Raw genomic sequence first — 24,900 nt, forward strand, 5'->3', positions numbered from 1 at the left:
GTCAGCCTCCCGAGCGCAGGGTCAGGTACAGCAACGGGTAGAGGAAGATCCACACCACGTCGACGAAGTGCCAGTACAGGCCGGCCAGTTCCACGGCGTCGGCGCGCGGACTGCGCATCAGCCACAGGCAGGCCGACACGCCGATGAACAGGTGCAGCGCGTGCAGGCCGGTCGCGGCGAAGTACAGCAGGAAGAACAGTTCCATGCCGTAGACGGTGCCCAGGTTCCCGCCGTCGGACGGGTGAAAACCGGCGCCGGGGAACAGGTGCTCGTCGAATTCCTGGTGCCATTCGACGCCCTTGATGGCGAGGAAGACAATGCCCAGCGCCGCCGTCAGTGCCAGCAGGCGCGCGGCACGGCGGCGATCCCGCATGTCGTTCCCTTTTTGCGCCGCGTGGCCGGCCAGCGCCATGCAGAAGCTGCTGGTCAGCAGGACGGCCGTGTTGACGGTCCCCAGCAGCATGTCCGTGTGGCGGCTCGCCATCCCGGTCGCTTCCGGGTGGTGCATGCGCAGATACAGGTAGCCGAACAGCAGCGGCCCGAAGAACAGCAGCTCGCTGGACAGGAACACCCACATGCCGAACGAGCGCGCGAAGTCCTGCTGCGCGTGGTCGCGGAATTGCGGTTCCAGGACCGGCGCGTTCATGGCCCCTCCGGCGTGTAGGCATACGGCTCGCGCACGACGACCGGCGGCGTCGCGAAATTGTGTTCGGGCGGCGGCGACGCCGTCTGCCATTCGAGCCCCGTGGCCAGCCATGGATTCGCCGGCGCCCGCGCGCCATGGCGCAGCGACCATGCGAGGTAACCGAGCGGCATCAGGTAGCCGATGGCCAGCGTGACGGCGCCCGCGGACGACAGCACGTGCAGCAGCTGGAATTCTTCCGGATAGCTGTGGTAGCGGCGCGGCATGCCCGCATAGCCCAGCAGGTATTGCGGGAAGAACGTCAGGTTGAAGCCGGCGAAGATCACGAGGGCCGCGATCCTCCCCCACGTTTCCGAATACATCCGCCCCGTGACCTTGGGCCACCAGAAGTGGATGCCGCCCAGGTAGGCCATCACGGAGCCGCCCACCATGATGTAGTGGAAGTGCGCGACGACGAAATAGGTGTCGGACAGGTGCACGTCCAGCGCGAGCGCCGCGAGGAACAGGCCGGTCAGCCCGCCGATCGTGAACAGGCCGACGAAACCCAGCGCGTACAGCATCGGCGCGGAAAAGCGGATGCTGCCCTTGTACAGCGTGGCCGTCCAGTTGAACACCTTGATCGCGGACGGGATCGCGACGAGGAACGACAGCAGCGAAAACACCATCCCCGCGTACATCGACTGGCCGCTGACGAACATGTGGTGGCCCCACACGAGGAAGCCGATGACGGCGATGGCGAGGATCGCGTACGCCATGAAGCGGTAGCCGAACACGGGCCGGCGCGCGAAGCACGGGATGATCTCGCTGGCGACGCCCATCGCCGGCAGCACCATGATGTACACGGCCGGGTGCGAATAAAACCAGAACAGGTGCTGGAACAGCAGCGGGTCGCCGCCCAGCGCCGGGTCGAAGATCCCGACCTGGAACAGCCGCTCGATCGCGACCAGCACCAGCGTCATCGCCAGCACGGGCGTGGCCAGCACGAGGATCAGCGACGTCGCGTAGTTCGCCCACACGAACAGCGGCAGGCGGAACCACCCGAGGCCCGGCGCGCGCAACGTGTGCACGCTGACGATGAAGTTCAGCCCCGTCAGGATCGACGAGAACCCGAGCACCAGCACCCCGCACAGCGCCGCGACGACGTGCGAGTTCGAGAACATCGACGAGAACGGCGTGTAGAACGTCCAGCCGGTGTCGACGCCGCCCGCCAGCAGCGCCCACAGCACGATCGCGCCGCCCGCCATGTACAGGTACCAGCTCGCGAGATTCAGCCGCGGGAATGCGAGGTCGCGCGCGCCGATCATCAGCGGCATCAGGAAATTCCCCAGCACCGCGGGGATCGACGGGATCAGGAACAGCCACACCATGATGATGCCGTGCGCCGTGAACAGCTTGTTGTACGTGTCGTCGCTGACGAGGTCACCCTGCGGCGTCGCCAGCTCCAGGCGGATCAACGCCGCCGCCACGCCGCCCAGGAAAAAGAACAGGGTGATGGAGATGGCATACAGGACGGCGATGCGCTTGTGGTCGCGCGTCGTCAGCCAGTCGGCCAGCCTGTCACCGCCCGCGAGGTAGCTCGTCATGCGCGCTCTCCCTGATGTATTCGATGATGGCCAGGATGTCTTCCTCGCCGATCTGCCCCGCGAACGACGGCATGATGGGCGCGTAGCCCGCGACGACGTCCTTCGTGGGCACGAGGATGGAATCGCGGACGTACGGCTCGTCGGCCGTCAGCTCGCGGCCGTCCGCGAGATGCACGCGCCGGCCCAGCAGGCCCGTGAGGTCGGGCGCGTGCACGTTCGATCCCGGGTCGTGGCAGCCGCTGCAGCCGTAGCGGCGATACAGTTCGTAGCCGCGCGCCGCCATGCCCGGCTGGTGCGGGCCCGCGTCCAGCCACTGCGCGAACGCCGCCGGCCGCATGACGACGATCCGGCCCAGCATCATCGCGTGCTCCGTGCCGCAGTATTCGGCGCAGTACAGCCGGTATTCGCCCGTGCGGCTGGGCGTGAACACGATGGACGTGTAGCGGCCCGGGACGACGTCCTGCTTCACCCGGAAGTCCGGGACGAAGAAGCTGTGGATCACGTCCTGCGACGTCATCACCATGCGGATCGGCCGGCCCAGCGGCAGGTGCAGCTCGCCCTTTTCCCTGCGGCCGTTGCGGTGCTCCGCCTCCCACATCCACTGCTTCGCGACGACGAACACGGGCATCGCGTTGCTGGGGGCCTGGTACAGCTTCAGGTAGTCGATCGCGCCCCACGCATAGATCCCGAGGAACAGCAGCAGCGGGATCACGGTCCACGCGATTTCGACGGGCAGTCCCTTCTTCGGCACGTGCGTGCGGTCCGCGCCGGAACCGGCCCGGTAGCGGATCGAGAAGCCGACCATCAGCACGAACAGCACCAGCGCGACGGCACCGCACAGCAACAGCAGGCACAGCGCGAGGCTGTCCAGGCGCGTGGCGGAGACGGCGGCGTCCGCCGGGAGCAGGTGGAATTCAGGACGCACGCCGCCCTCCCCGCCGCCACAGCCAGCCCAGGAACAGCAACGGCAACAGCAGCACGCCTGCGCGCACGAACGCCAGCGCACCCGCCGTGTGGCGGCCGGACGTGGGCGCGAAGTGCGCGCACAGCATCAGCACCTGCTCGCCGAACGAGGGCGTCGGTGTCCTGACCGCGGCGCGCAGCGCGGCCGGATCGAAGCGCACGCCGGAGAAGGCGCGCGCGATGCGGCCGTCGGCGTCCAGCACGACGAAGCCGGCCGCGTGGGCCAGCTCGCCCGTGTCCTTGTCCGCCACGGAACGGTAGCCGAGGGCGTTCTCCAGCCGCGCCAGCGTTTGCGCGTCGCCAGTCAGCAGCGCGAGATCGCGCGCGCCGCCGGGCAGCAGCGCGGCATACGCGCGCTTTCTCTCCGTGGCCGCGGCGGCGCCGTCGCGCGGATCGATGGAGAGGCCGACGAGGCGATAGTCCCCGGCCGCGAGCCCGGACAGCGCGAGCGCCTGCAGCACGCCTTCGAACACCGTGCTGCACAGGTTCGGGCACGTGTAATAGCCGGGCACCAGCACCACCGGACGGTCGAACAACGCGGCCAGCCGGACGGGTTGCCCGGCATCGTCGCGCAGCACGGCGTCGAGCGGCAGCCGGGTGCCGGGCACGGGATCGAAGCGCGCGGCCGGGGGCGGCGGCAGTTGCAGGGCCTGCGCGGCGGCCGGACCGCCGGCCAGCATCAGCAGGAAGGCGAGTGCGGCGATCATCTTGCCCCCTGCGCCGCCATCAGCTTCATGGCCTCGTCCAGCGGAATCCGGGCGATGCCGGCTTCGCGGTCGACCCAGCCGTAGCTGCCCGTCGCGCGGCGCTTCTCCTCGAAGTAGGCGGCGCGGTCCGGCTGCGGGGCCGGCTGCAGCAGCGGCGCCTTGCCGGCGAATGCGTGAGGCGGCGTGTTCGCGGCCGCAGCCTGCTCGCGCAGCATCAGCGCGGCCGCGCCGAGCGCACAGGCGATGCCGGCCACGATGATGCAGGCGCCGATGCGCAGGCCGCGCAGATCGAGATCGCCGCCCGTGTAGTCAGGCATGGACACTCTCCTTCCTCGTCCTGTCCAGCGCGAGCCACGCCGCCAGTCCGAACCAGGCCGCGACGAGTGGCGCGAGCCACAGCCAGTGGCGCGTCAAATGCTCGACGGACGGCAGCACGAGCCACCAGCAGTCCAGCAGGTGAGCCGCCAGCAGCGCGGCGGCCAGCACGCCCATCAGCGCGGGCGCCGTCTTCGCGTGGCGCGACAGCAGGATGCACAGCGGCCCGGCGAAGTGGCCGACGACGAGCACCCACGCGACGGCCTGCCAGCCGGGCGCGCCGCGGCGCAGGTACCACGCGATTTCGTGCGGCAGGTCCGCGGCCCAGATAATCAGGAATTGCACGTACGCGAGGTAGGCCCACGTCAGCACGTACATCATGAGCAGGTTGCCGAGGTCGGGCAGGCGCTTGCGCGCGGCGCCGCGGTCGATCAGCAGCACGGCCAGCGCCAGCCCCGTCAGCATCTGGCCCGTGCCCGCCAGCCAGCCGAACACGCTGGAATACCACTCGGGCTGCAGCGACATGATCCAGTCGACGGCCGCGAGACTCACGGAGAAGCCGTAGGCGACCAGGCACAGGGCCGCGCGCAAAGGCGACCGCGTGCGGGCACGCGTCTCGACGATGGCAAGTCCGCACCACAGCAGCAGATAGCCGATGCTGCGGATCGTGAAGAAGACGGGACTCAGCCACATCTGGCGGAATGCGCCGTCCTGCACGCCGTGCTGCCACGGATACAGCAGCGGTGCGCCCAGCAGCACGGGCAGGAACAGGATGCACGCGAGCGGCAGCCAGCGCGCCGCACGCAGCAGCGGGCCGCGGATCGTCTCGCCCCACGCGCCGCCCGTCAGCTGGTGCAGCCACACGTTGGCGAGACCGCCCAGCAGCGCGCCCGTGACGAACCACCACGCGGCGAGATAGCTGGCCAGCAGCGCGCGCAGGTCGAGGCGCCAGCCGGCGACGGCGGCGACGAGCGCGAGAACCGCCAGCGTGCGCGCCTTCATGGCTGCGCTCCCAGGTGCGCGCGCACGTCCGGCGGCAGGCTCGCCGCGTCCGCATGCTGGCTCAGTTGCAGCGCGCGGATGAAGGCGACGATGGCCCAGCGGTCGGCGGGCTCCACGCGGTCGCCGTACGGCGCCATCACGCCGTAGCCGTTCCTGATGACGTCGTAGATGTGGCGGTCGGGCGCATTGCGCAGGCGGTCCTGGTGATACGTCGGCGGCGCCGGGAAGCCGCGCCGCACGACGAGGCCATCGCCGTCGCCGGCCGGGCTGTGGCAAGGCATGCAATAGATCATGTAGCGGTCGTGGCCGCGCTTCAGCAGGGCCATGTCGACGGGATACGGGTTCGTCTGCGCGTCTTCCGCCAGCGCGTCGCGCCGCACGAGGTCCGTGCCCGCGCGGCCGCCGGAACTGTCGGCGAACGCGCCCCGCGCACGCGGTTCCGTGCCGGCGACGGGCTGCCGTACGGACGCGCCGTCCTCGAACAGCGCGCTCGGCGCGTACGTTTTATAGCGCGGCTGGTCGTACATGTCCTGCTTCGCGCCTTCGCAGCCGGCCAGGGCACACAACGACAGGGCGAACACGATACGCTTCATGCCGGCACCTCACGCAGCAGCAGCGGCTGCAGTTCCTCCAGCAGGTCGCGCGCCGGGCCGGGCGCGAATACGGGATCGCGCGCGGGCAGGCACAGGAAGAAGCGGTTGCGGCTCGCCAGTTCGAATTCCTCGACCTCGAACAGCGGATGGTACAGCCGCGGCAATCCGTTCAGCACGAGCATCGCGAGCACGGCCGCCACGGCCGCGCCGAGGATCGTGATCTCGAACGTGGCCGGAATGAACGCGGGCCAGCTGTGCAGCGGCCGGCCGCCGATGTTGATCGGGTAGTCGACGACGGCCGCATACCATTGCAGGAAGTACGTCCCGGCCCCGCCGAGGATCCCGCCCAGCAGCGTGAGCGGCGCGATCCAGCCCTTGTCGGCGCCGACGATGTCGTCCAGACCTTCGATCGCGAACGGCGAATAGGCCTCCACGCGCGTGTAGCCGTTCGCGCGCGCATGGCGCGCGGCCGCGCACAGGGCGTCCGCGCTGGGAAACTCGGCCAGCAGGCCGTACACGCCCGGTCCGCTCATGCCTCCCCCTTCGCCGATTCGCGTACCAGCTCGCGCATCTCCGCGATCGAGATCAGCGGCAGGAAGCGCACGAACAGCAGGAACAGCCAGACGAACAGCGCGATGGAACCGAACAGCGTGATCCAGTCCCAGCGCGTCGGATAGAACATGCCCCACGCGGACGGCAGGAAGTCGCGGTGCAGCGACGTGACGACGATGAGGAAGCGCTCCATCCACATGCCGCAGTTGATGACGAGGCTCAGCACGAACAGCAGCGCCGCGCTGTGACGTACGCGCCGGAACCAGAACAGCTGCGGCACCAGCACGTTACAGGCCAGCATGGCCAGATACACGGGACCGTACGGCCCCGTGAAACGGTTGACCGTCATGTAGCGCTCGTAGATGTCGCCGCTGTAGAACGACGTGAAGATCTCCGCGAGGTAGCCGTAGCTCACGAGCCAGCACGTGGCCAGCAGCACCTTGGCCGCGTTGGCGAGATGCCGGCCCGTGATGAAATCCTGCAGGCCGAACGCGGCGCGCAGCGGGATCGCGAGCGTCAGCACCATCGCGAAGCCGGAGAACAGCGCGCCGGCGACGAAGTATGGCGGGAAGATCGTCGAGTGGTAGCCGGGCGTGTTCCCGACGGCGAAGTCGAGCGACACGATCGTGTGCACCGACACGACGAGCGGCGTCGCCAGCCCCGCCAGCAGCAAATATGCCCATTCGTAGCGCGCCCAGTGGCGCGCCTCGCCGCGCCAGCCCAGCGCCAGCAGGCCGTACGCGATCTGGCTTTTCCTTTGGCCGCGCTGGCCGGCGCGGTCGCGCAGGGTGGCGAGGTCCGGGATCAGGCCCACGTACCAGAACAGCAGCGACACGGTCAGGTAGGTCGCGATGGCGAAGAAGTCCCAGACCAGGGGGCTGCGCCACTGCGGCCACACGTTCATCACGTTCGGATAAGGCACGAGCCAGTAGAAGAACCACGGCCGGCCCAGGTGCAGGATCGGGAACAGGCCCGCGATGCCCGCCGCGAACAGCGTCATCGCCTCGGCGAAGCGGTTGATCGACGTCCGCCACTTCTGGCGCAGCAGCAGGAGCACGGCGGAGATGAAGGTACCGGCATGGCCGATCCCGATCCACCACACGAAGTTACCGATGGCGAAGCCCCACGCGACGGGAATGTCGACGCCCCAGATGCCGATCCCCTTCACGAGCAGCCAGGAAACGGCGACCAGCAGCGCGCACACGCCTGCGGACGCGACGAGGAACGCCGTCCACCAGCGCCAGCCGAAATGGCCCGTGAGGACGATGCCCGCGATCTTGTCCGTGACGCTCGCATAGCCCCAGCCGGGGCGCAGCACGTCGGTATTCTCCGGGGTACTCATTCCAGCTCCGGATCGGGGTTCAGCACGCGCCTGAGGTAACTCGTGCGCGGGCGCGTGTTGAGTTCTTCCAGCAGGTGGTAATCGAGCGGCGACGCCTTCGCCGCGACGACGTCGCTGGCGGGGTCGTTCAGATCGCCAAAGCGGATCGCGCGCGTGGGGCACACGGCCTGGCACGCGGTGACCATCTCGCCGTCGCGGATGCGCCGTCCCGCCTTCTCGGCCTCGATGCGGGCGCGGGTGATCCGCTGCAGGCAGTAGCTGCATTTCTCCATCACGCCGCGCCGGCGCACCGTCACCTCGGGATTCTGCAGCGCCTTCAGGCTTTCCACTTTTTGGTTCGCGTACTGCAGGAAATTGAAGCGCCGGACCTTGTACGGGCAGTTGTTGGAGCAGAAGCGCGTGCCGATGCAGCGGTTGTAGACCTGCACGTTGAGGCCTTCGCTGTCGTGCATCGTGGCGCCGACCGGGCACACTTCCTCGCACGGCGCGTGCTCGCAATGCATGCACGGCACGGGCTGGAACAGGGTGCGCGGGCCGGCCACGTAGCGGTCGACGCGGATCCAGTGCATGCTGCGGCCCCGCGCCACTTCCTCCTTGCCGACGACGGGGATGTTGTTCTCGGCCTGGCACGCGATCGTGCACGATGCGCAGCCGATGCACGCATTCAGGTCGATCGCCATGCCCCATTTGTAGTCCTTGTATTCGCGTTCGGGATACATCGACGCCTGCTCCGGCCGTTCGCGTGCCAGTTCGCGCACGTGGACGCGAACTTGAACCGGACTGCGGCCCTGCATGTCGACTTCCTTCTGGCGGAACACGAGATCGTGCGTGCGGCCCGTGCGCTCGACCGTCAGCGCGGGCAGGGAAACGCGGGTGCGCAGCCGGTACGCGTCGAAGCCGACGCCCTCCCCGACGCCGCCCGCCGCGCGCCGGCCATACCCCAGCGGCAGCGTGACGACGCCCTCGGCCTGCCCCGCCACGACGAGCACCGGCGCATCCACCGTCCGCCCGTCCACGCGCAGCCGCGCGACGGCGCCGTCGGCGAGGCCCAGGCGCTGCGCCGTCGCCGGGCCGATCAGCGCCGCGTTGTCCCACGTGAGCGACGTGAGGGGCCGCGGCAACTCCTGCAGCCACGCGTTGTTGGCGAAGGCGCCGCCATCCACGGCCGGGTCGGGCGCGAACAGGGCGACGAGCGGCGGCGCGGCCGGCACGGGCATGGGTCCGGGCGGACGCGCGGCGGGCACGGACACGGGCCGCGCGGCGCTCCCGGCGACGCTGCCCCGGCGCAGGCTGTCGCGCCACGCCGCGTCCGCGCCGCCCCACGTCGCGCGCACGAGCGCGTGGCCGTTTCTCGTCTCCGCGCCGGCCAGCAGCGCGAGGATCTCGTGCGCGGAGCGGCCGCCGTACAGCGGCGCGATCAGCGGTTGCACGATGCTCGCCGTGCCGTCGTGCGCCCGCGCATCGCTCCACGCCTCGTAGCAGTGCGCCATCGGCAGGTGCCAGCCGGCCGCGCGCGCGGTCTCGTCGCGGTACAGGCCCAGGTGGGCGGAGAGCGGCACCCGCCGCAGCAGCGCGGCGAAATCGAGGTCCGCGGGCGCATCGTAGGCCGGATTCGCGTCCAGCATGAGCAAGGTGTCGACGCGGCCGGCGCGCAGGTCGCCGGCCAGCGCGGCGATCGACGCGCCGTGGTCCAGCGGGCTGCGCTCGACCGGCTCGATGAAGGCGAGCGGACCGTTCAGGCGCTGGGTCAGCGCATATGCAAGCGCGCGGCCGGCCGGGCTCACGTTCGGGCCGGCGACGACCAGTGCCGCGCCGCGCGCACCGTCCAGCGCCTGCGCCACCGCCGCCTCCCACCGGTCCAGCGCCGCATCGGCGGCGCGGCCCGGGTCGGCGCCCACGCCCAGCCTGGACGCGATGCGCATCAGCGCGGCCTCGATCTCGTGCGGCGCCCGCGCGAGGCGCGCGTCGGCATACGCGCCGGTCAACGTGGGCGTCGCTTCCAGCACGTACAGGCGGTTCGCGTCCGGCGCTGCTCCCAGCCGGCGCGGCGCCGTGAACGCCCGCGCATGCGCCAGGCTGCCGGGCAGCGTGCCGAACAAATCGGCATCCAGCGCGAGCACGACCTGCGCCTCGTCGAGCCGGTACACCGGGTCGAGCGGCCGGCCGAACGCCAGTTGCGCCGCGTGCGCGGCACCGTCGTCGTGCAGCGGGTCCCACGCATGCCAGCGCAGGTTCGGCAGCCGCTGCTGCAGCGCCGCGATCTGCGCCGCCAGCGTGGGCGACGTGACGGTGCCCGTCAGGATGCGCAATCCCGCGCCGCCGTCCTGCTCGAAGCGGGGCCGGCGTGCCTGCAGCGCCGCCTCGAACGCGCCCCACGTCGCCATCTCGTCGCCGCGGAACACGGCCTGCGACCGGTCCGGGTCCCACAACTGCAGGATGGACGCCTGCGCGAACACGTCGGTGGCGCCCGCGCTCACCGGATGGTCCGGATTGCCCTCGACCTTCGTCGGCCGCCCCATGTTCGATTCCACGAGCACGCCGTGCGCGAGCCCGTTGCGCACGAACGCGGTCGCGTAAAACATGGGCAGGCCCGGCACGCCCTGCTCCGGCATCGTCGCGTACGGGACGATGGTTTCGGCCGGCGGCCCGCTGCACCCGGCGCCCGCCAGCGCGGCCGATGCGGCCATCAGCTTCAGGAAGCGGCGCCGTGCCGGTTCGTCCTGGGCAATCGGAATGAGCGGATGCGTCTTCATCGGTGGCAGGTCGAACAATTGGTGAGCGCCTGCGCATCGCGCAGGTGGTACAGGCGGTTCAGCTGGCGGATCTCGTCCGCGCTGAGCGGCTTTTGCGGCGCCATCGACAGCACCTGGTTCAGCGGCCGCACGTGGTTGGGCGCGTCGCGGTGGCAGCGCAGGCACCACTGCATCTCCAGCGAGGCCGTGCGCCACGTGATGGGCATCTGGTCCACGCGCCCGTGGCACTCGATGCAGGCAACGCCCTTGGCCACGTGGATGTCGTGTTCGAAATAGACGAAGTCCGGCAAGTCGTGCACGCGCACCCAGTGGAGCGGCTTGCCCGTGCGTGCGCTTTCGTGCAGCGGCGCAAGCAGCGGCGAATCCACGAACAGCTGCGAATGGCAGCTGAGGCAGACCGACGTCGACGGCATCCCGGCCGTGGCCGAGTTCTCCACCGACGTGTGGCAGTAGCGGCAATCGATGCCGTCGTCGGCCACGTGGTGCTTGTGGCTGAACGGAATCGGCTGGGCGACGGGGGCGAAGGTCACGTTACGCGGCGACATGGTCCAGCGGGCCAGCGCGATCCACGTTGCGAGCCCGACCAGCAGACCCAGCAGGATCAGCTTGACGAGCAGGACTGCGGAACGGGAGAACGGTGGCGTCATCGTGCATGAGAACGGTAGTGGATCCGGAACACACGAACGCAGTATAGGCTGTCGATCCTGCAACACTCCGCACGTTACCGCTGGGAAGCAAACATTTGTAGCAAACTATTTCGATTGTGGAATATACGTATAACTACATTGCATGACTTCAACATTGAATGTCGGTTATCATCGTTGGTTTGTGGAAACCTTATCGTGAAGAAATGCCGATGAACTGGTTCAACCGTCTACGCCTGGCGAGCAAGCTGGGCATTACGTTCGCCGCCGTCCTCGCACTCACCGTGCTGGTCGGCGCCATCTCGATCCATCAACTGGCGAAGGTCAACGACACGTCGCTGCGCCTGTCCGGGCACTGGATGCCGGGGATCCGCGTCATCGAAGACATCAAGTCGCAGGTCGCCCGCATCCGCACGCGCGAGCTGCAATACATTATCTCGAGCGATCCGGCCGAGATGGACAAATACGACAAGGTGATCGCGCAAGACCTCGAAGACTTGCGGCGCATGCAGGACGACTACGTCAAGCTGCTCGAATCGCCGGAAGAACAGCAGAGCTACGCGGAATTCCTCGGCCTGTGGCAGCGCTACATGGCGGAAGACGCCAAGGTCCGCGCCGCCGCGCGCCAGAACGACGGCGCCCTGGCCAAGTCGCTGATCCGCGGCGAATCGAACAAGCTGATCGTCGCCATCCGCGCCAACGTCGACAAGGCCGTCGACAACTACACGGCAGGCGGCCGCGCCGCCGCGCTCGATGGTTCGCGCCGCTACGCGTCATCGCGCGTGCTGATCGTGTCGCTCGTCTGCGGCTGCGTGCTGCTGGGCGCAGCCGGCGCCACGCTGCTCACGCGCTGGCTGATGCGCCGCCTGGGCGGCGAGCCGGACTACGCGACCGACATCGTCAAGCACATCGCGGCCGGCGACCTGTCGATGGACGTGCAGACCCGCCCCGGCGACCAATCCAGCCTGCTCGCCGCGATGAAGGCGATGCAGGGCAACCTGGCCCACATCGTCGGCAACGTGCGCGCCGCGACCGGCACGATCTCCAGCGCCTCCACGCAGATCGCGGCCGGTAACCTGGACCTGTCCTCGCGCACCGAGCAGCAGGCCAGCGCCCTGCAGCAGACGGCCGCCTCGATGGAAGAACTGACCGCGACCGTGCGCAACAACGCGGAACACGCGAACCAGGCCAACACCCTCGCCGACACGGCCGCCGGCGTCGCCCAGCAGGGCAGCACGGCCGTCGCGCGCGTCGTCGACACGATGGGATCGATCCACGCGTCGTCGCAGAAGATCGTCGACATCATCGCCGTCATCGACGGCATCGCCTTCCAGACCAATATCCTCGCGCTGAACGCGGCCGTGGAAGCGGCGCGCGCCGGCGAACAGGGCCGCGGCTTCGCCGTCGTGGCGGGCGAAGTGCGCACGCTGGCCCAGCGTTCGGCCGCCGCCGCCAAGGAAATCAAGGAGTTGATCGGCGCCTCCGTCCAGCAGGTCGAAGCGGGCGCGGGTCTCGTCTCCGAAGCCGGAGCCACGATGCGCGAAGTGCTGCGGACCGTGCAGCAGATGCACGAGCTGATGGTCGAGATCAGCCACGCCGGCCGCGAACAGCGTGCGGGCATCGAGCAGGTGAACAAGGCCGTCTCGCAGATGGACACCGTCACCCAGCAGAACGCCGGCCTCGTCGAGGAAGCCGCGACGGCGGCCCAGAGCCTGCACGAACAGGCCGAGGCGCTCGACCATCTCGTCAGCGTGTTCAAGCTGGACGAGGCCGCGCGCCGTTCGTCCGGCAGCCGGGCGCTCGTCGTCGGCTGACATTCATGCTGTGTCTGTTCACACCTCGAAACCCTCCCTCAAGACACCGTAGGGCGGGCATTTGAGGCCGGGGGCCTCAAATGAAACGAGCCCACGCGTTTACGCCAACTCATGGCGAACGTCACGCGTTACGCCAACACGGCGAACGTCACGCGTTACGCCAACACATGGCAAACGTCACGCGTGGGCACAGGGTGCCCACCCTACGCGATGTTTGCGCAAACAAATTGTGTTATAAAAGTGCGTAAAAAGGACTTTTCGGAATAGCATTTCTTGAGCGTTTCCGATAATCTCTTGTAGATTGGAAGCTCGGAGCCGGCGTCGCCGGTTCCGGCGGACGATATAACAACCAGCGGATGGTGCCTCGTTCGAGCACTGTCCGTCATTCGAGACAACGCTCATGAACCTGATTTCCCGCCTGGACACCATTGTCTTCCTGTTCTACTTCGTCGTCGTCGCAGGCTACGGCCTGTGGGTCTACCGCCGCAAGAAGAGCGCCAACACCTCCGCCTCGCACGACTACTTCCTGGCCGAAGGCTCGCTCACGTGGTGGGCCATCGGCGCCTCGCTGATCGCCTCGAACATCTCCGCCGAGCAGTTCATCGGCATGAGCGGTTCGGGCTTCCGCATCGGCATGGCCATCGCCGTGTACGAACTGATGGCCGCCGCCACGCTCGTCATCGTCGCCGTGTTCTTCATGCCGGTCTACCTGAAGAACCACATCTACACGATGCCGCAGTTCCTCGAACAGCGCTACGGCAAGGCCGTCGCCACGACGATGGCCCTGTTCTGGCTCGGCCTGTACGTCGTCGTCAACCTGACCTCGATCCTGTACCTGGGCGCGCTGGCCATCGGCAGCGTCACCGGCATCGGCGTGCTGCCCTGCATGCTGTTCCTCGCCGTCTTCGCCGCCATCATCACGCTGGGCGGCATGAAGGTCATCGGCTACACGGACGTCATCCAGGTGACCTGCCTCGTCATCGGCGGCCTCGTGACCACGTGGCTGGCCCTGGACCTCGTCGCCAAACTGGGCAACGGCCACGGCGCGCTGCAAGGCTTCTCGACCTTGTACAACTCGACCCGCGACCACTTCGAAATGGTGCTGGGCCGCGACAACCCGAACTACATGGACCTGCCGGGCCTGTCCACGCTGATCGGCGGCATGTGGATCGTGAACCTGAACTACTGGGGCTGCAACCAGTACATCACGCAGCGCGCGCTCGGCGCCGACCTGCCGACGGCCCGCAAAGGCCTGCTGTTCGCCGCGTTCCTGAAACTGCTGATGCCGGTCATCGTCGTCATGCCGGGTATCGCCGCGTTCGCGCTGGACCGTTCCGGCGCGCTGGGCGACGCGATGCGCGTCGGCGGCGAACTGAATCCGGACCGCGCCTACCCCACCCTGCTGGCACTGCTGCCGTCGGGCCTGAAAGGCATCGCGTTCGCGGCACTGACCGCCGCCGTCGTCGCATCGCTGGCCGGCAAGGCCAACTCGATCGCCACGATCTTCACGCTCGACATCTATCAAAAACGCCTGCACCCGAACGTCACCGAGCAGAAGATGGTGTGGATCGGCCGCATGACCGTCGTCGTGTCGATGCTGCTGGCCGTGCTGATCGCCCCGCTGATGGGCATCGACAAGAAGGGCGGTTTCCAGTACATCCAGGAATACACGGGCTTCGTCTCGCCGGGCATCCTGGCCATGTTCCTGCTGGGCTTCTTCTGGAAAAAGACCACGTCCAGCGCCGCGATGTTCGCGACCGTGGGCGGTCTCGTGTTCTCGATCATCCTGAAGTTCCTGCCGGGGATGATGGACCTGTCCTTCCTCGCCCCGATCGGCTTCGCCCACGACAACGGCTCGGGCGTGTATGAGATCCCGTTCCTGGACCGCATGTTCATCGTGTTCTGGCTGGTGGTCGCCGGCATGGTCCTGCTCAGCACGGTGTTCGCCCGCGGCAAGGTGAAGGGACTGATCGTCGACACCAAGCTGTTCAAGGTCGACGGCGCGTTCGCCCTCGGCTCGGCCGTCATCTGCGTAGTGCTGGCCACGATCTACGGCATGTGGTGGTGATATGCAATCGTGGGCACGGGGTGCCCACTCTACAGCCTACGGCATGTGGTGGTGATATGCAATCGTGGGCACGGGGTGCCCACTCTACAGCGATGACGTAGGGTGGGCTCCCCGAGCCCACCAAGCGCCAGCGATACGAAGGCAGCCTGCGGGCTGCCTTTTTTTATTTCAGGAAGACTCCAGCACCGAACTGCGCTGGACTACGCCAAGGCCCGATATAACAGGTTTATCAAGGACTTGGGCGAGTTCAACATATGCCGGCGCTTTCCGACACCCGGGCGGCAAAGAGGAATCCAACTTGCAGCCATGCCTGCCATTCGGCACCGCCGACCAGCTACCTTCGGTCATCCGCCTGCGTGGTCGTTGCCACCGTGCGCGGCGATGAACATGGTGACGGCCGAACGGCAGTAGGATTCGATTTCGTTGTCGTCCGCTGCCCTCGCCTGATCGAAGCGTACGATCATCAGGAGATCGGATCCTTTGAAAAGCGCGGCAAACAGGCGGGCGGACCCGCGAGGATCGGGCACGTTCAGAAGCGCCTTCGCGTGCAACTGACGCAACAGGGCCTCGATTTGGGCAATGACATGGGCGGGGCCGGCTTCGTAATGGAGCCTGCTTAACGAGCTTTGATTCGTCTTGTCGGCCATGACCATGGCTTCGACACTGCGGACGTCTGGTCTCAACAGCGTGCGGAGCAGGGATGATCCCACCGCCATCAGCCGATCTTCGACCGAACCGTCGACGCCTTCAAGAACGGCCTGTGGTGCAAACAACCGATGGCAGCCGGCCGTGATAGCCGCGCTGAACAGCGCCTCCTTGTTGTCGAAATGCCGATAGATGCTCAGCTTGGATATCTTCGCCCGCTGGGCGACCTTGTCCATTGTCGTCGCTTGAAACCCCAGCTCCACAAAGAGTTCGTTTGCAGCGCTGACTATCGTTTGGCCAAGTGCTTCGTTGGCGGGACGGCCGCGGCGCCCGTGCTTTTTTTCGTTCACGTCGTTTCCAGTACTTGACAGTATCTTAATTCACGATCTAAGATACTGCATGGTATCGTAAATTTGCGATCCACTGTGATCGAAATTGGCCGCGCTTTCCACCACCGGTCTCGCCCAAGCACATTCCACCGCAAAGTCAGCCTCAACCATCGACAACACGGAGCCCACCACCATGAATGACGTCATCATCATCGGCGGCAGCTTTGCCGGCCTCGCCGCCGCGCTGCAGCTTGGCCGTGCCCGCCGCACGGTCACGGTTCTTGATACCGGCCTGCCGCGCAATCGTTTCGCCGACCATTCGCATGGGCTGCTCGGCCACGACCACAAGCCGCCGCAGGATATCCTGGCGGAGGCGCGGCGGCAGCTGGCGCGCTATCCCACGATCAAACTGGTCAATGCCCGCGCCGAGAGCGTCTCCGGCACCATGGACGATTTCTCCGTCCTCACCGGCGATGGCGAAAGCCTCAAAGCGCGCCGCCTGATCCTGAGCTATGGCGTCGCCGATCAAATGCCTGGTATTCCGGGCTTCGCCGAAGGCTGGGGTACCTCCATCGTGCCTTGCCCCTATTGCGACGGCTTTGAAGTCGCCGGCCGGCATTGGGGCCTCGTCTGGTCCGGCGCCCCGTCGCATAACTATGTCAGGCTGTATCACGACTGGACCGACACCCTGACGGTCTTCGCCGATGGTCACGACATTCCACCGGAGATCCGGGCAGATCTGGCACGCCGCGGCATCCCGGCCGTCGATGGCCGCATCACCGAGATCGACCGTCACGAAGGCAATAACACCATCGTCAAAGTCGACGCCGGCCCCCAGGTCGCGGTCGACATCCTGTTCGCGCACCCGCGCAACAAGCCATCCGCACGCCTGCACGAAGCGCTGGGCCTTGCCACGGTCGATACGCCCCAGGGCACCGCCCTCAAAGTCGACGAGCGCCGCGAAACCAGCATGCGGGGCATCTACGCCGCGGGCGACCTCGCCAATCCCCAAATGCCCTCGGTTACCACGGCCTCATGGCAAGGCGCGATGGCGGGCATCTTTGCCCAGCAGTCGATGCTGGTTTGAGGACACCGATTCCCCTCCCTGCCCGAGCCAGGATCTCCGCCGAGCAGCGGACAATTTTTATCGCCGCCGCAAGGCCGCGCCGATGAACGCGACGACCTCCGCCCGGCACCGCCACGCCTCGCGCAGCGCGTTCATGTAATAAAAGCTGTGCGGCACGTCGTGCCAGATGGTGAGCGTCACGCGGTTGCCGGCCCGGCGCGCGCGTTCGACCGCGCGCGTGCTGTCGTCGAGGATGATCTCGGTGTCCGACACGTGGAAGTGGAGCGGCGCGAGTCCCGCCCAGTCGCCGAACAGCGGCGACACGTCCGGGTGGTCCGGCGCGACGCCTCCCAGGTACGTCATCCGCACCCATGGCCAGATGTTCGGTGACTGCATGCTGTCGCGCGCGGCGTTGGCGGCTGCGGACGGACTGCCGGCCGTCAGGTCGATCGGCGCCGACAGCAGGATGCTGCCCGCCGGCTGGGGCCAGCCGTTGTCCCGCGCCCGCATCAGCAGCACGAGCGCCAGGTTCGCACCGGCGGAATGCCCGATCACGACGATCTTGTGCGCCGGGATGCCGGCGGCAAGCAGGCCGGCGTAGACGGCGCAGCAGTCGTCCAGGCCCGCCGGGAACGGAAACTCGGGCGCGAGCCGGTACGGCACCTGCACGACGGGACATCCGGTACGGCGCGCCAGGCCGGCACAGTAACGGCGATCGGCCGCCGCCGCACGCACCGCGAAACCGCCGCCGTGGAGATACAGGATGACGCCGTCGCGCGCGGCCTCGCGCCGCCCGATCCATTCGACGGCCACGCCGCCGGCGTCGGCGACATCGACGCGCACGGGCCGCCTGCCGAGCGTCCCCAGACGGTCGATACGGTGATACGCCGCGCGCATGCGTGCGACGGACGGGATGTCGTCCCAGAGGGGCTTCAGGGTGCGTCGCAGCCCCGCATTCACGATGGTCCGGATCAGCATGCCTTATGTTACATCTTCATGCCCACGCTTGGCCTGCTCACGCACGCCATGGCGCTCGACCATCTTTGCCCATCCTTCTCCGCGCGGCCCGGCCGATACAGGTCACCGTGGCAGCGCGTACACCGCCAGCTGGTCGCCCACCTGGTCCTTGATGATCGGATTGCCGCCGGCCACGAAGGCGACGTACTGACGGCCCTTGTATTCGTACACCGCCGGATTCGCGACCACCGGGGCCTGGACCAGGTCGGACCATAACTCCTTACCCGTCGCGAGCGAATAGGCCCGCACTTTCGCATCCATCGAGGCGCCGATGAAGATCAGGCCACCTGCGGTCACGGCCGGCCCGCCGATGGTCGGCGAGCCCAGGCTCTCCGGCATGTAGAAGCCGTACTGCTGGGATGCGCCGACGGGGCGACGCCAGTTGATCGCGCCGGTCTTCATGTTGATCGAAACCAGTTCGCCGAAGGGCGGTTCCCAGCATGGCATGCCGAGCCAGTTGAGCGCGTTTTCCAGCATGATGCCGAATGGCGCCCCCTTCTGCGGATAGAAGCCCTGCTCCGCGCCGGAGCCCCTGGCCACGCTGTCGTACACATTGCGTGGCAACAGCTTGAGTTGCTGCACGAGATGCGACGTGTTGACGATCGCCGTCTCGCTGCGCGGGTCGAAGGCGACACCGCCCCACTGGACGGCGCCGGCGCTGAACGGATAGCCCAGCGTGCCGGCATCCCCGACGGTCGGCGGCGTGTACATGCCATCGTAATGCATTGCATCGAACAGGCGCGAACACTGGCCGAAGCCGACCATGTCGGCAATCCACCACACCTTCGGCTTGCGGGACTGGTCCAGCAGCGGCGCAGGCCGGGTAGGAACCGGCTGGGTCTTCGCGTAAACCTCACCGGGCACATTGCCGGTGGGGACCGGCCGCTCCTCGATCGGCCAGACATCCTCGCCGGTCCTGCGGTTCACGACGAACAGGTAGCCCATCTTGGTGGCCTGCATCAGCGCCGGAACCGTCTTGCCATCGACCGTGATGTCCATCAGCGTCGGTGCCGAATTGATGTCGTAGTCCCAGAGGTCATGGTGCACCCACTGACGCGACCACACCACCTTGCCGGTGTCGATGTCGACAGCGGTGGTGGAGGTCGCCAGCGGGACAGGTTCGGCGCGATTGCCGCCCCAGTAGTTGGGCGAAGGCGACGACACCGGCAAGTACACGAGCCCAAGCGCCTCGTCGACCGACATCGCGGTCCACACATTGGCAGTGCCGCTCTGTCTGACGATATCGTCGGGCAGAATGTTCAGGACCCACTCCAGCTTGCCGGTGCGCGCATTCACCGAGAAGACCCTGCCCGGCGGCGCCTCGGCCAGCGCCCAGTCCTTGCCGGCCCAGCCCATGATGAGGTGGTCGCCCGCCACGGTGGGCGGCTGGAGCACCGACAGCGGCCAGGCATCATTGATGTTGTTCCATTTATTGACGTTGAGTACGCCGTGGTCGGCAAAGCCGGGGCACGGCTTGCCCGTGTCGGCATCGACGGCGAAGAGTCGCGCATCCATGGTGCCGATGTAGACGGTCTTCTGGCAGGCCTGCCCCGCGACCGGATGCCGGGCTTCCCAGTAGGCGACGCCGCGGGTCTTCAACGCGGGCTGCGTAAGCGCCTTCAGGGTCGAATGGGTGTCGAACCGCCAACGCTCCTTCCCGGTCGCCGGATCGAGCGCGATGATCCGGTAGAACGGTGTGCCGATGTACAGGGTCTCGTTGGCATAGATGGGCGTGGCCGACCAGACGGTCGGCGGCTTGCCGCCGCTGCCGTCGGAGACATCCCCGGTATGGTACTCCCATGCCAGCTTCAGCTTGCCGACGTTCGAGGTATCGATCTGCGACAGCGGTGAGTATTTCTGCGCGCTCAATTGCCCGTGGAAGCTGTTCCAGACCGGCTTTGGCGGTGCCAATGGTTGTGGCTCCGGCGCGTCTTGAACATTCCCGGCCGCCGCCGCCCCCTGGGCCGTCGCAGCCGGCAGCCGGCCGATGGCTGCGAGGCCAAGGCTGATGCCCAGAGCAGGCACGAGCAACAGCGAGGCGACGGTCGCCGCCGGGTGCCTGTCCGGGCCACTCATCGAATCGACGGCCAGCGCCAGCAGCGCGACGACCATGGCGGCAACCAGCAAGAACTCATGCAGCAGCCAGGCCGCCGCCAGGGTGCCGAGCGCCATCAGAAGCGCGAGGACCCGCACGAGCCGGGAACGGCCGGTGCGCCTGCGCGCCAGGACAAAGCCGAGCAACGCCAGCAACAGGGTGGACACGACGACAGCGAGGGCGCCGATCGTTCCGGTCACGCCGGTCATCGGCGCGAAATAATTGAACAGTGCGACGCCGAGCCCGGCCAGCGCCGCGATCGTCAGCGTCGCCCCCGCCACACCATGAAATCTCCGTGTCATGCCCGTACGCTCCTCCAAAAGAATCGGCTCGGTTCATCGGCCGTAGCCGGGAAGACGCGAACACGTCACCCAGGCCACGCGTGGTCCATCCAGACAAGGCGTAACTTGCCGCTCGTGAATTCAGTTGAAGAAATTATAGGACTCGCTTTCACGGCGGGCAGCCCGATACGGAACCCGGCGGGCGGCCCGGCGTGATCGATATAAAATGCGAATCACAGCCCACCGAATCATATATTGGACAACTTTCCATACCCACGGCAATCTTGGGGTTTTACGATTTCCCGAGGAGACACCATGCCGACTTACCGTTCCCACACCACGACCCAGGGCCGCAACATGGCGGGCGCCCGCGCCCTGTGGCGCGCGACCGGCATGAAGGACGGCGACTTCGACAAGCCGATCATCGCCGTCGTCAACTCGTTCACCCAGTTCGTGCCGGGCCACGTGCACCTGAAGGACCTGGGCCAGCTGGTGGCGCGCGAGATCGAGGCGGCGGGCGGCGTCGCCAAGGAATTCAACACCATCGCCGTCGACGACGGCATCGCGATGGGCCACGGCGGCATGCTGTACTCGCTGCCGTCGCGCGACCTGATCGCCGACTCCGTCGAGTACATGGTCAACGCCCACTGCGCCGACGCGATGGTCTGTATCTCGAACTGCGACAAGATCACCCCGGGCATGCTGATGGCCGCCATGCGCATCAACATCCCGACCGTGTTCGTGTCGGGCGGCCCGATGGAAGCGGGCAAGGTGATCAAGGTCGTCAACAACGACAAGAAGATCATCAAGCTGGACCTCGTCGACGCGATGATCCAGGCCGGCGACTCGAAGATCTCCGACGCCGACGTGGCCGAGGTCGAGCGCTCGGCCTGCCCCACCTGCGGTTCCTGCTCCGGCATGTTCACGGCGAACTCGATGAACTGCCTGACCGAGGCGCTGGGCCTGTCGCTGCCGGGTAACGGCACCATCGTCGCCACCCACGCCGACCGCAAGGAACTGTTCCTGCGCGCCGGCCGCCTGATCGTCGACCTGGCCAAGCGCCACTACGAGGGCGACGACTACACGATCCTCCCGCGCAGCATCGCGACCAAGACCGCGTTCGAGAACGCGATGGCGCTGGACGTGTCGATGGGCGGTTCCACCAACACGGTGCTGCACCTGCTGGCCGCCGCGCACGAGGCGGGCGTGGAATTCACGATGGCCGACATCGACCGCATCTCGCGCAACGTGCCTTGCCTGTGCAAGGTCGCGCCGATGACGAACAAGTACCACATCGAAGACGTGCACCGCGCCGGCGGCATCGTCGCCATCCTCGGCGAACTGGCGCGCGCGGGCCTGCTCGACACGTCGCTGCCGACCGTGCACTCCCCGACGCTGGGCGACGCGATCGAGAAATACGACATCAAGCGCAGCGACGACCAGGCCGTACATCGACTGTTCCGCGCGGCGCCGGGCGGCGTGCCGACGCAGGTCGCGTTCTCGCAGGCCGAGCGCTTCGACAGCGCCGACCTCGATCGCGCCGAAGGCTGCATCCGCGACCGCGCCCACGCCTACTCGCAGGACGGCGGCCTCGCGGTCCTGTACGGGAACATCGCGGAAAAGGGCTGCATCGTGAAGACGGCCGGCGTCGACGAAAGCATCCTGAAGTTCTCGGGCAAGGCGCGCGTGTTCGAAAGCCAGGACAGTGCCGTCGAAGGCATCCTCGGCCAGGATGAGAACAAGCGGGTGAACGCGGGCGACGTCGTCATCATCCGCTACGAAGGCCCGAAAGGCGGCCCGGGCATGCAGGAGATGCTGTACCCGACGTCCTACATCAAGTCGAAGGGGCTCGGCAAGGCGTGCGCGCTGTTCACGGATGGCCGCTTCTCGGGCGGCTCGTCGGGCCTCGTGATCGGCCACGCGTCGCCGGAAGCGGCGGAAGGCGGCGCGATCGGCCTCGTCGAGGAAGGCGACATGATCGACATCGACATCCCGAACCGCACCATCAACCTGCGCGTGACGGCTGAAGAGATGGCGCACCGCCGCGCGGCGATGGAAGCGCGCGGCGACGCCGCGTGGCAGCCGGTCAACCGCGAGCGCGCAGTCTCGCAGGCACTGCGTGCCTACGCGGCGCTGACCACGTCGGCCGACCGCGGCGCCGTGCGCGACCTGTCGCAACTGAAGCGCTGACCGGCAGCCTGACGAACTTGGCGGCGATGCTGGCCGCGATGGCCAGCACGCCTATGGTTGCGAGCAATGCCTGCAGCATGGTGTCCTCACACAAAGTAGGTTTTGACGAAGAAGGCAACCGTGATCGCGGTCGTCGCGCACAGCGTGACGGCGCGGATCACCCCCGGCGGCGCCCGCCGTCCGATGTGCGCGCCGCCGTACCCCCCGAGCGTCGCGCCGGCCAGCAGCGCCAGCGTCTCCGGCCAGCGCACCGCGCCGGCCGCGATGAACGCGAGTACCGCCACCGTGTTCGCCGCGCTGACCAGCAACGTGCGCGGCGCATTCAACAGTTTCAGGTCGCGGTTGTCGAGCAGTCCCCACATCGCGATCATCATGATCCCCACCGCCCCGCCGAAATAACCGCCGTAGACGCCCAGCGCGAACTGCACGGCCAGCACCGCGCGTGCGTGGATGCGCCAGCGCGCGCGCAGGGCTTCGCCGATGCGCCGCCCGAACGCGAGCGCGATGGACGCCACCAGCAGCAGCCAGGGCAACACGGCCGTGAACGCGCCGGATGACGTCCGCAGCAACAGCACGGCGCCGACGAGGCCGCCGCACAGGGTCGCGGCCAGCAGCGCGCGCAGCGGCACGGCGCCGACCGGCCCCAGGCCGTCGCGATAGGCCCACGCGCTGGCCAACCCACCCGGAAACAGCGCGACCGTGCTCGACGTATTCGCCTGCACCGGAGGCACACCCGCCGCGATCAGCGCCGGCAGGCTGACGAACGAACCACCGCCCGCCAGCGCATTCATCGCACCGGCCACCACGCCTGCCGCGAAGGTGAGAATCATCGTATTCATGTCACGATGGTAGTCGACGGGCTGGGCGCCCGCAATCCGGCAATTCCGGCGTCACGCTTCGACCCAGCCGAAGGCACAATCACGCCCGCCATGCCTGCGCGTAAAATATTGGAACGATAATCCCGGGATTCCCGCTGGGTTGGCAAGGCGTCAAAACCGCGTAGCGAATCGAAAAGTCCTTTTGCGACAATATGTTAGCGATCACTCAAGCAAGTGTTGTTTTCCCCGCGTATCCGTGACATTTCTCGGCAAGAAGCTTGCCACACGGCAATTCGATCTGACATGATCAGCACCGATGCGGTCCGAGATACCGCAAACACGAAACCTACCCGAACATCGACGGAGCGCCGCGTGCCCCGACTACGCCCCCTGCAAACTTATTCCCCGCTGATCGTGGCCGTGGCCGCGTCGGGCGTCATCGTCCCGCTGGCCGGCTGGCAGTGGCACGGCTGGCTGTGCGCCGCCCTCCTCCTGGCCGGCGGCGCGTTCGCCGCCCTGCGCGCGCCCCTGCCGCAGGCCGGGCAATCCCCCGGCGCCGACTTCGCCGACCGCCGCGCGTTCAGCGCCGACGTGGCCGGCGTCTGGACGTCGCACATCGATGCGTCGCGCGACCAGATGGAGACGGCCGTCGTCGCCCTCGTCGAGCGCTTCTCCGGCATCGTCACCCGTCTCGGCCAGGCACTCGACGCGTCGGGCACGGCGCGCAACGGCGACACCATCGTCGACGCGTTCGCGGCCAGCGAAAAGGAATTGCGCTCGCTGCTGGACATGCTGGCCGGCGCGGCCGCCAGCAAGCAGCAGATGCTGCAGAAGATCGAAGGCCTGGAAGAAATCACGGCCACCTTGCAGAAGATGGCGGCGGACGTCGCCAGCATCGCGTGGCAGACCAACCTGCTGGCGCTGAACGCGGCCATCGAGGCGGCGCGCGCGGGCGAGGCGGGACGGGGTTTCGCGGTCGTCGCGAGCGAGGTGCGCATGCTGTCGAACCGCTCCGCCGACGCGGGCAAGCACATCGCCGAACAGGTCGGCCGCATCAGCGCCGCGATCGACGTCACGTGCCGCGCGGCCGAGGACTCCATGCGCGCGGAGACGCGCGCCGTGCAGGCGTCCGAACAGATGATCGGCAACGTGCTCGGGTCCCTGCGCGGCGTCACCGACGCCCTCGTGGCCTCGTCCGGCCTGCTCCAGCGCGAGAGCGCCGGCATCCAGGCGGAAGTCGGCGACGCGCTCGTGCAGCTGCAGTTCCAGGACCGCGTCAGCCAGATCCTGTCGCACGTCCGCGACAACATCGCCCGCCTGCCCTCGTGGCTGGACGAGCAGCAGCAAGGTGGCGGCCTCGATGCCCGCAGCCTGCTGGCCGAACTCGAAAGCACTTACGCGATGGCCGAGGAACGCACGCTCCACAAGAGCACCGCGAAGCCCGCGCCGCAGCTGGCCGAAGACATCACGTTTTTCTAGA

Annotated in this window: 20 protein-coding genes; 5 read left to right on the plus strand and 15 right to left on the minus strand. The window is 67.5% G+C overall.

What is annotated here, in order from left to right:
- Position 1: 1 nt before the first annotated feature.
- The 11 genes from ACL58G_RS24060 to ACL58G_RS24110 are packed head-to-tail and all read right to left on the minus strand — an operon-like array spanning position 2 to position 11,100.
- Positions 2–646 (minus strand): cytochrome c oxidase subunit 3, encoded by a 645-nt coding sequence (locus tag ACL58G_RS24060; protein WP_440963420.1) that lies wholly within the window; start codon positions 644–646, stop codon positions 2–4.
- Positions 643–2,226, minus strand: a complete 1,584-nt coding sequence (ctaD, locus tag ACL58G_RS24065) for a cytochrome c oxidase subunit I (protein WP_413388055.1) — start codon at positions 2,224–2,226, stop codon at positions 643–645. The genes ACL58G_RS24060 and ctaD overlap by 4 nt, the downstream gene beginning before the upstream one ends.
- Positions 2,201–3,151: a cytochrome c oxidase subunit II gene (gene coxB / locus ACL58G_RS24070; protein WP_413388054.1), complete on the minus strand. Its 951-nt coding sequence runs from the start codon at positions 3,149–3,151 to the stop codon at positions 2,201–2,203. Before coxB ends, ctaD begins: the two co-directional genes overlap by 26 nt.
- Complete coding sequence (locus ACL58G_RS24075) at positions 3,141–3,896, minus strand: SCO family protein (protein WP_440963421.1); 756 nt, start codon at positions 3,894–3,896, stop codon at positions 3,141–3,143. Before ACL58G_RS24075 ends, coxB begins: the two co-directional genes overlap by 11 nt.
- Entirely contained in the window at positions 3,893–4,213 is a 321-nt protein-coding gene (locus ACL58G_RS24080; protein ID WP_440963422.1) for a hypothetical protein, read from the minus strand. Before ACL58G_RS24080 ends, ACL58G_RS24075 begins: the two co-directional genes overlap by 4 nt.
- Positions 4,206–5,213 (minus strand): hypothetical protein, encoded by a 1,008-nt coding sequence (locus ACL58G_RS24085; protein ID WP_440963423.1) that lies wholly within the window; start codon positions 5,211–5,213, stop codon positions 4,206–4,208. Before ACL58G_RS24085 ends, ACL58G_RS24080 begins: the two co-directional genes overlap by 8 nt.
- Positions 5,210–5,806 carry a c-type cytochrome gene (locus ACL58G_RS24090; protein WP_440963424.1) on the minus strand — a complete coding sequence of 199 codons (597 nt, stop codon included), beginning with the start codon at positions 5,804–5,806 and terminating at the stop codon, positions 5,210–5,212. Before ACL58G_RS24090 ends, ACL58G_RS24085 begins: the two co-directional genes overlap by 4 nt.
- On the minus strand, positions 5,803–6,339 hold the full coding sequence (locus ACL58G_RS24095) for a DUF3341 domain-containing protein (protein WP_440963425.1): 537 nt from the start codon (positions 6,337–6,339) through the stop codon (positions 5,803–5,805). The genes ACL58G_RS24090 and ACL58G_RS24095 overlap by 4 nt, the downstream gene beginning before the upstream one ends.
- Complete coding sequence (nrfD, locus tag ACL58G_RS24100) at positions 6,336–7,700, minus strand: NrfD/PsrC family molybdoenzyme membrane anchor subunit (RefSeq protein ID WP_440963426.1); 1,365 nt, start codon at positions 7,698–7,700, stop codon at positions 6,336–6,338. The genes ACL58G_RS24095 and nrfD overlap by 4 nt, the downstream gene beginning before the upstream one ends.
- A complete protein-coding gene (locus tag ACL58G_RS24105; RefSeq protein WP_440963427.1) occupies positions 7,697–10,471 on the minus strand; it encodes a 4Fe-4S dicluster domain-containing protein in 2,775 nt (924 codons plus the stop codon). Before ACL58G_RS24105 ends, nrfD begins: the two co-directional genes overlap by 4 nt.
- A complete protein-coding gene (locus ACL58G_RS24110; RefSeq protein WP_440963428.1) occupies positions 10,450–11,100 on the minus strand; it encodes a cytochrome c3 family protein in 651 nt (216 codons plus the stop codon). Before ACL58G_RS24110 ends, ACL58G_RS24105 begins: the two co-directional genes overlap by 22 nt.
- Before the next feature lie 209 nt (positions 11,101–11,309).
- On the opposite strand from ACL58G_RS24110, the gene ACL58G_RS24115 reads away from it, so the two are divergent.
- Together ACL58G_RS24115 and ACL58G_RS24120 are read left to right on the plus strand one after the other, a co-directional pair.
- Positions 11,310–12,911 carry a methyl-accepting chemotaxis protein gene (locus ACL58G_RS24115; protein ID WP_440963429.1) on the plus strand — a complete coding sequence of 534 codons (1,602 nt, stop codon included), beginning with the start codon at positions 11,310–11,312 and terminating at the stop codon, positions 12,909–12,911.
- 400 nt (positions 12,912–13,311) lie between these two features.
- A complete protein-coding gene (locus tag ACL58G_RS24120) occupies positions 13,312–14,979 on the plus strand; it encodes a sodium:solute symporter family transporter (protein WP_440963430.1) in 1,668 nt (555 codons plus the stop codon).
- Between the two features lie 344 nt (positions 14,980–15,323).
- Here the strand turns inward: ACL58G_RS24120 and ACL58G_RS24125 are convergent, their stop codons facing one another.
- Positions 15,324–15,974: a TetR/AcrR family transcriptional regulator gene (locus ACL58G_RS24125; RefSeq protein WP_440963431.1), complete on the minus strand. Its 651-nt coding sequence runs from the start codon at positions 15,972–15,974 to the stop codon at positions 15,324–15,326.
- Positions 15,975–16,146: 172 nt separating this feature from the next.
- Here ACL58G_RS24125 and ACL58G_RS24130 point away from each other — a divergent pair, with 172 nt between their 5' ends.
- Positions 16,147–17,040 carry an NAD(P)/FAD-dependent oxidoreductase gene (locus ACL58G_RS24130; RefSeq protein WP_440963432.1) on the plus strand — a complete coding sequence of 298 codons (894 nt, stop codon included), beginning with the start codon at positions 16,147–16,149 and terminating at the stop codon, positions 17,038–17,040.
- Between the two features lie 57 nt (positions 17,041–17,097).
- On the opposite strand, the gene ACL58G_RS24135 is transcribed toward ACL58G_RS24130, so the two are convergent.
- Both ACL58G_RS24135 and ACL58G_RS24140 read right to left on the minus strand, forming a co-directional pair.
- Positions 17,098–17,997, minus strand: a complete 900-nt coding sequence (locus ACL58G_RS24135) for an alpha/beta hydrolase (protein ID WP_440963433.1) — start codon at positions 17,995–17,997, stop codon at positions 17,098–17,100.
- 102 nt (positions 17,998–18,099) lie between these two features.
- On the minus strand, positions 18,100–20,433 hold the full coding sequence (locus tag ACL58G_RS24140) for an outer membrane protein assembly factor BamB family protein (protein ID WP_440963434.1): 2,334 nt from the start codon (positions 20,431–20,433) through the stop codon (positions 18,100–18,102).
- A gap of 294 nt (positions 20,434–20,727) precedes the next feature.
- Here ACL58G_RS24140 and ilvD point away from each other — a divergent pair, with 294 nt between their 5' ends.
- Complete coding sequence (gene ilvD / locus ACL58G_RS24145; RefSeq protein WP_440963435.1) at positions 20,728–22,602, plus strand: dihydroxy-acid dehydratase; 1,875 nt, start codon at positions 20,728–20,730, stop codon at positions 22,600–22,602.
- A gap of 86 nt (positions 22,603–22,688) precedes the next feature.
- On the opposite strand, the gene ACL58G_RS24150 is transcribed toward ilvD, so the two are convergent.
- The gene (locus ACL58G_RS24150; protein ID WP_440963436.1) at positions 22,689–23,441 is read right to left on the minus strand and encodes a sulfite exporter TauE/SafE family protein; all 753 of its coding nucleotides are present in this window, start codon (positions 23,439–23,441) and stop codon (positions 22,689–22,691) included.
- A 351-nt stretch (positions 23,442–23,792) separates the two neighbouring features.
- Between ACL58G_RS24150 and ACL58G_RS24155 the strand changes: the two genes are divergently transcribed.
- Positions 23,793–24,899 (plus strand): methyl-accepting chemotaxis protein, encoded by a 1,107-nt coding sequence (locus ACL58G_RS24155; protein ID WP_440963437.1) that lies wholly within the window; start codon positions 23,793–23,795, stop codon positions 24,897–24,899.
- The last annotated feature ends 1 nt before the right edge of the window (position 24,900 follow it).

Source organism: Massilia sp. GER05 (assembly GCF_052056005.1).
Lineage (GTDB): Bacteria > Pseudomonadota > Gammaproteobacteria > Burkholderiales > Burkholderiaceae_D > Telluria > Telluria orientalis.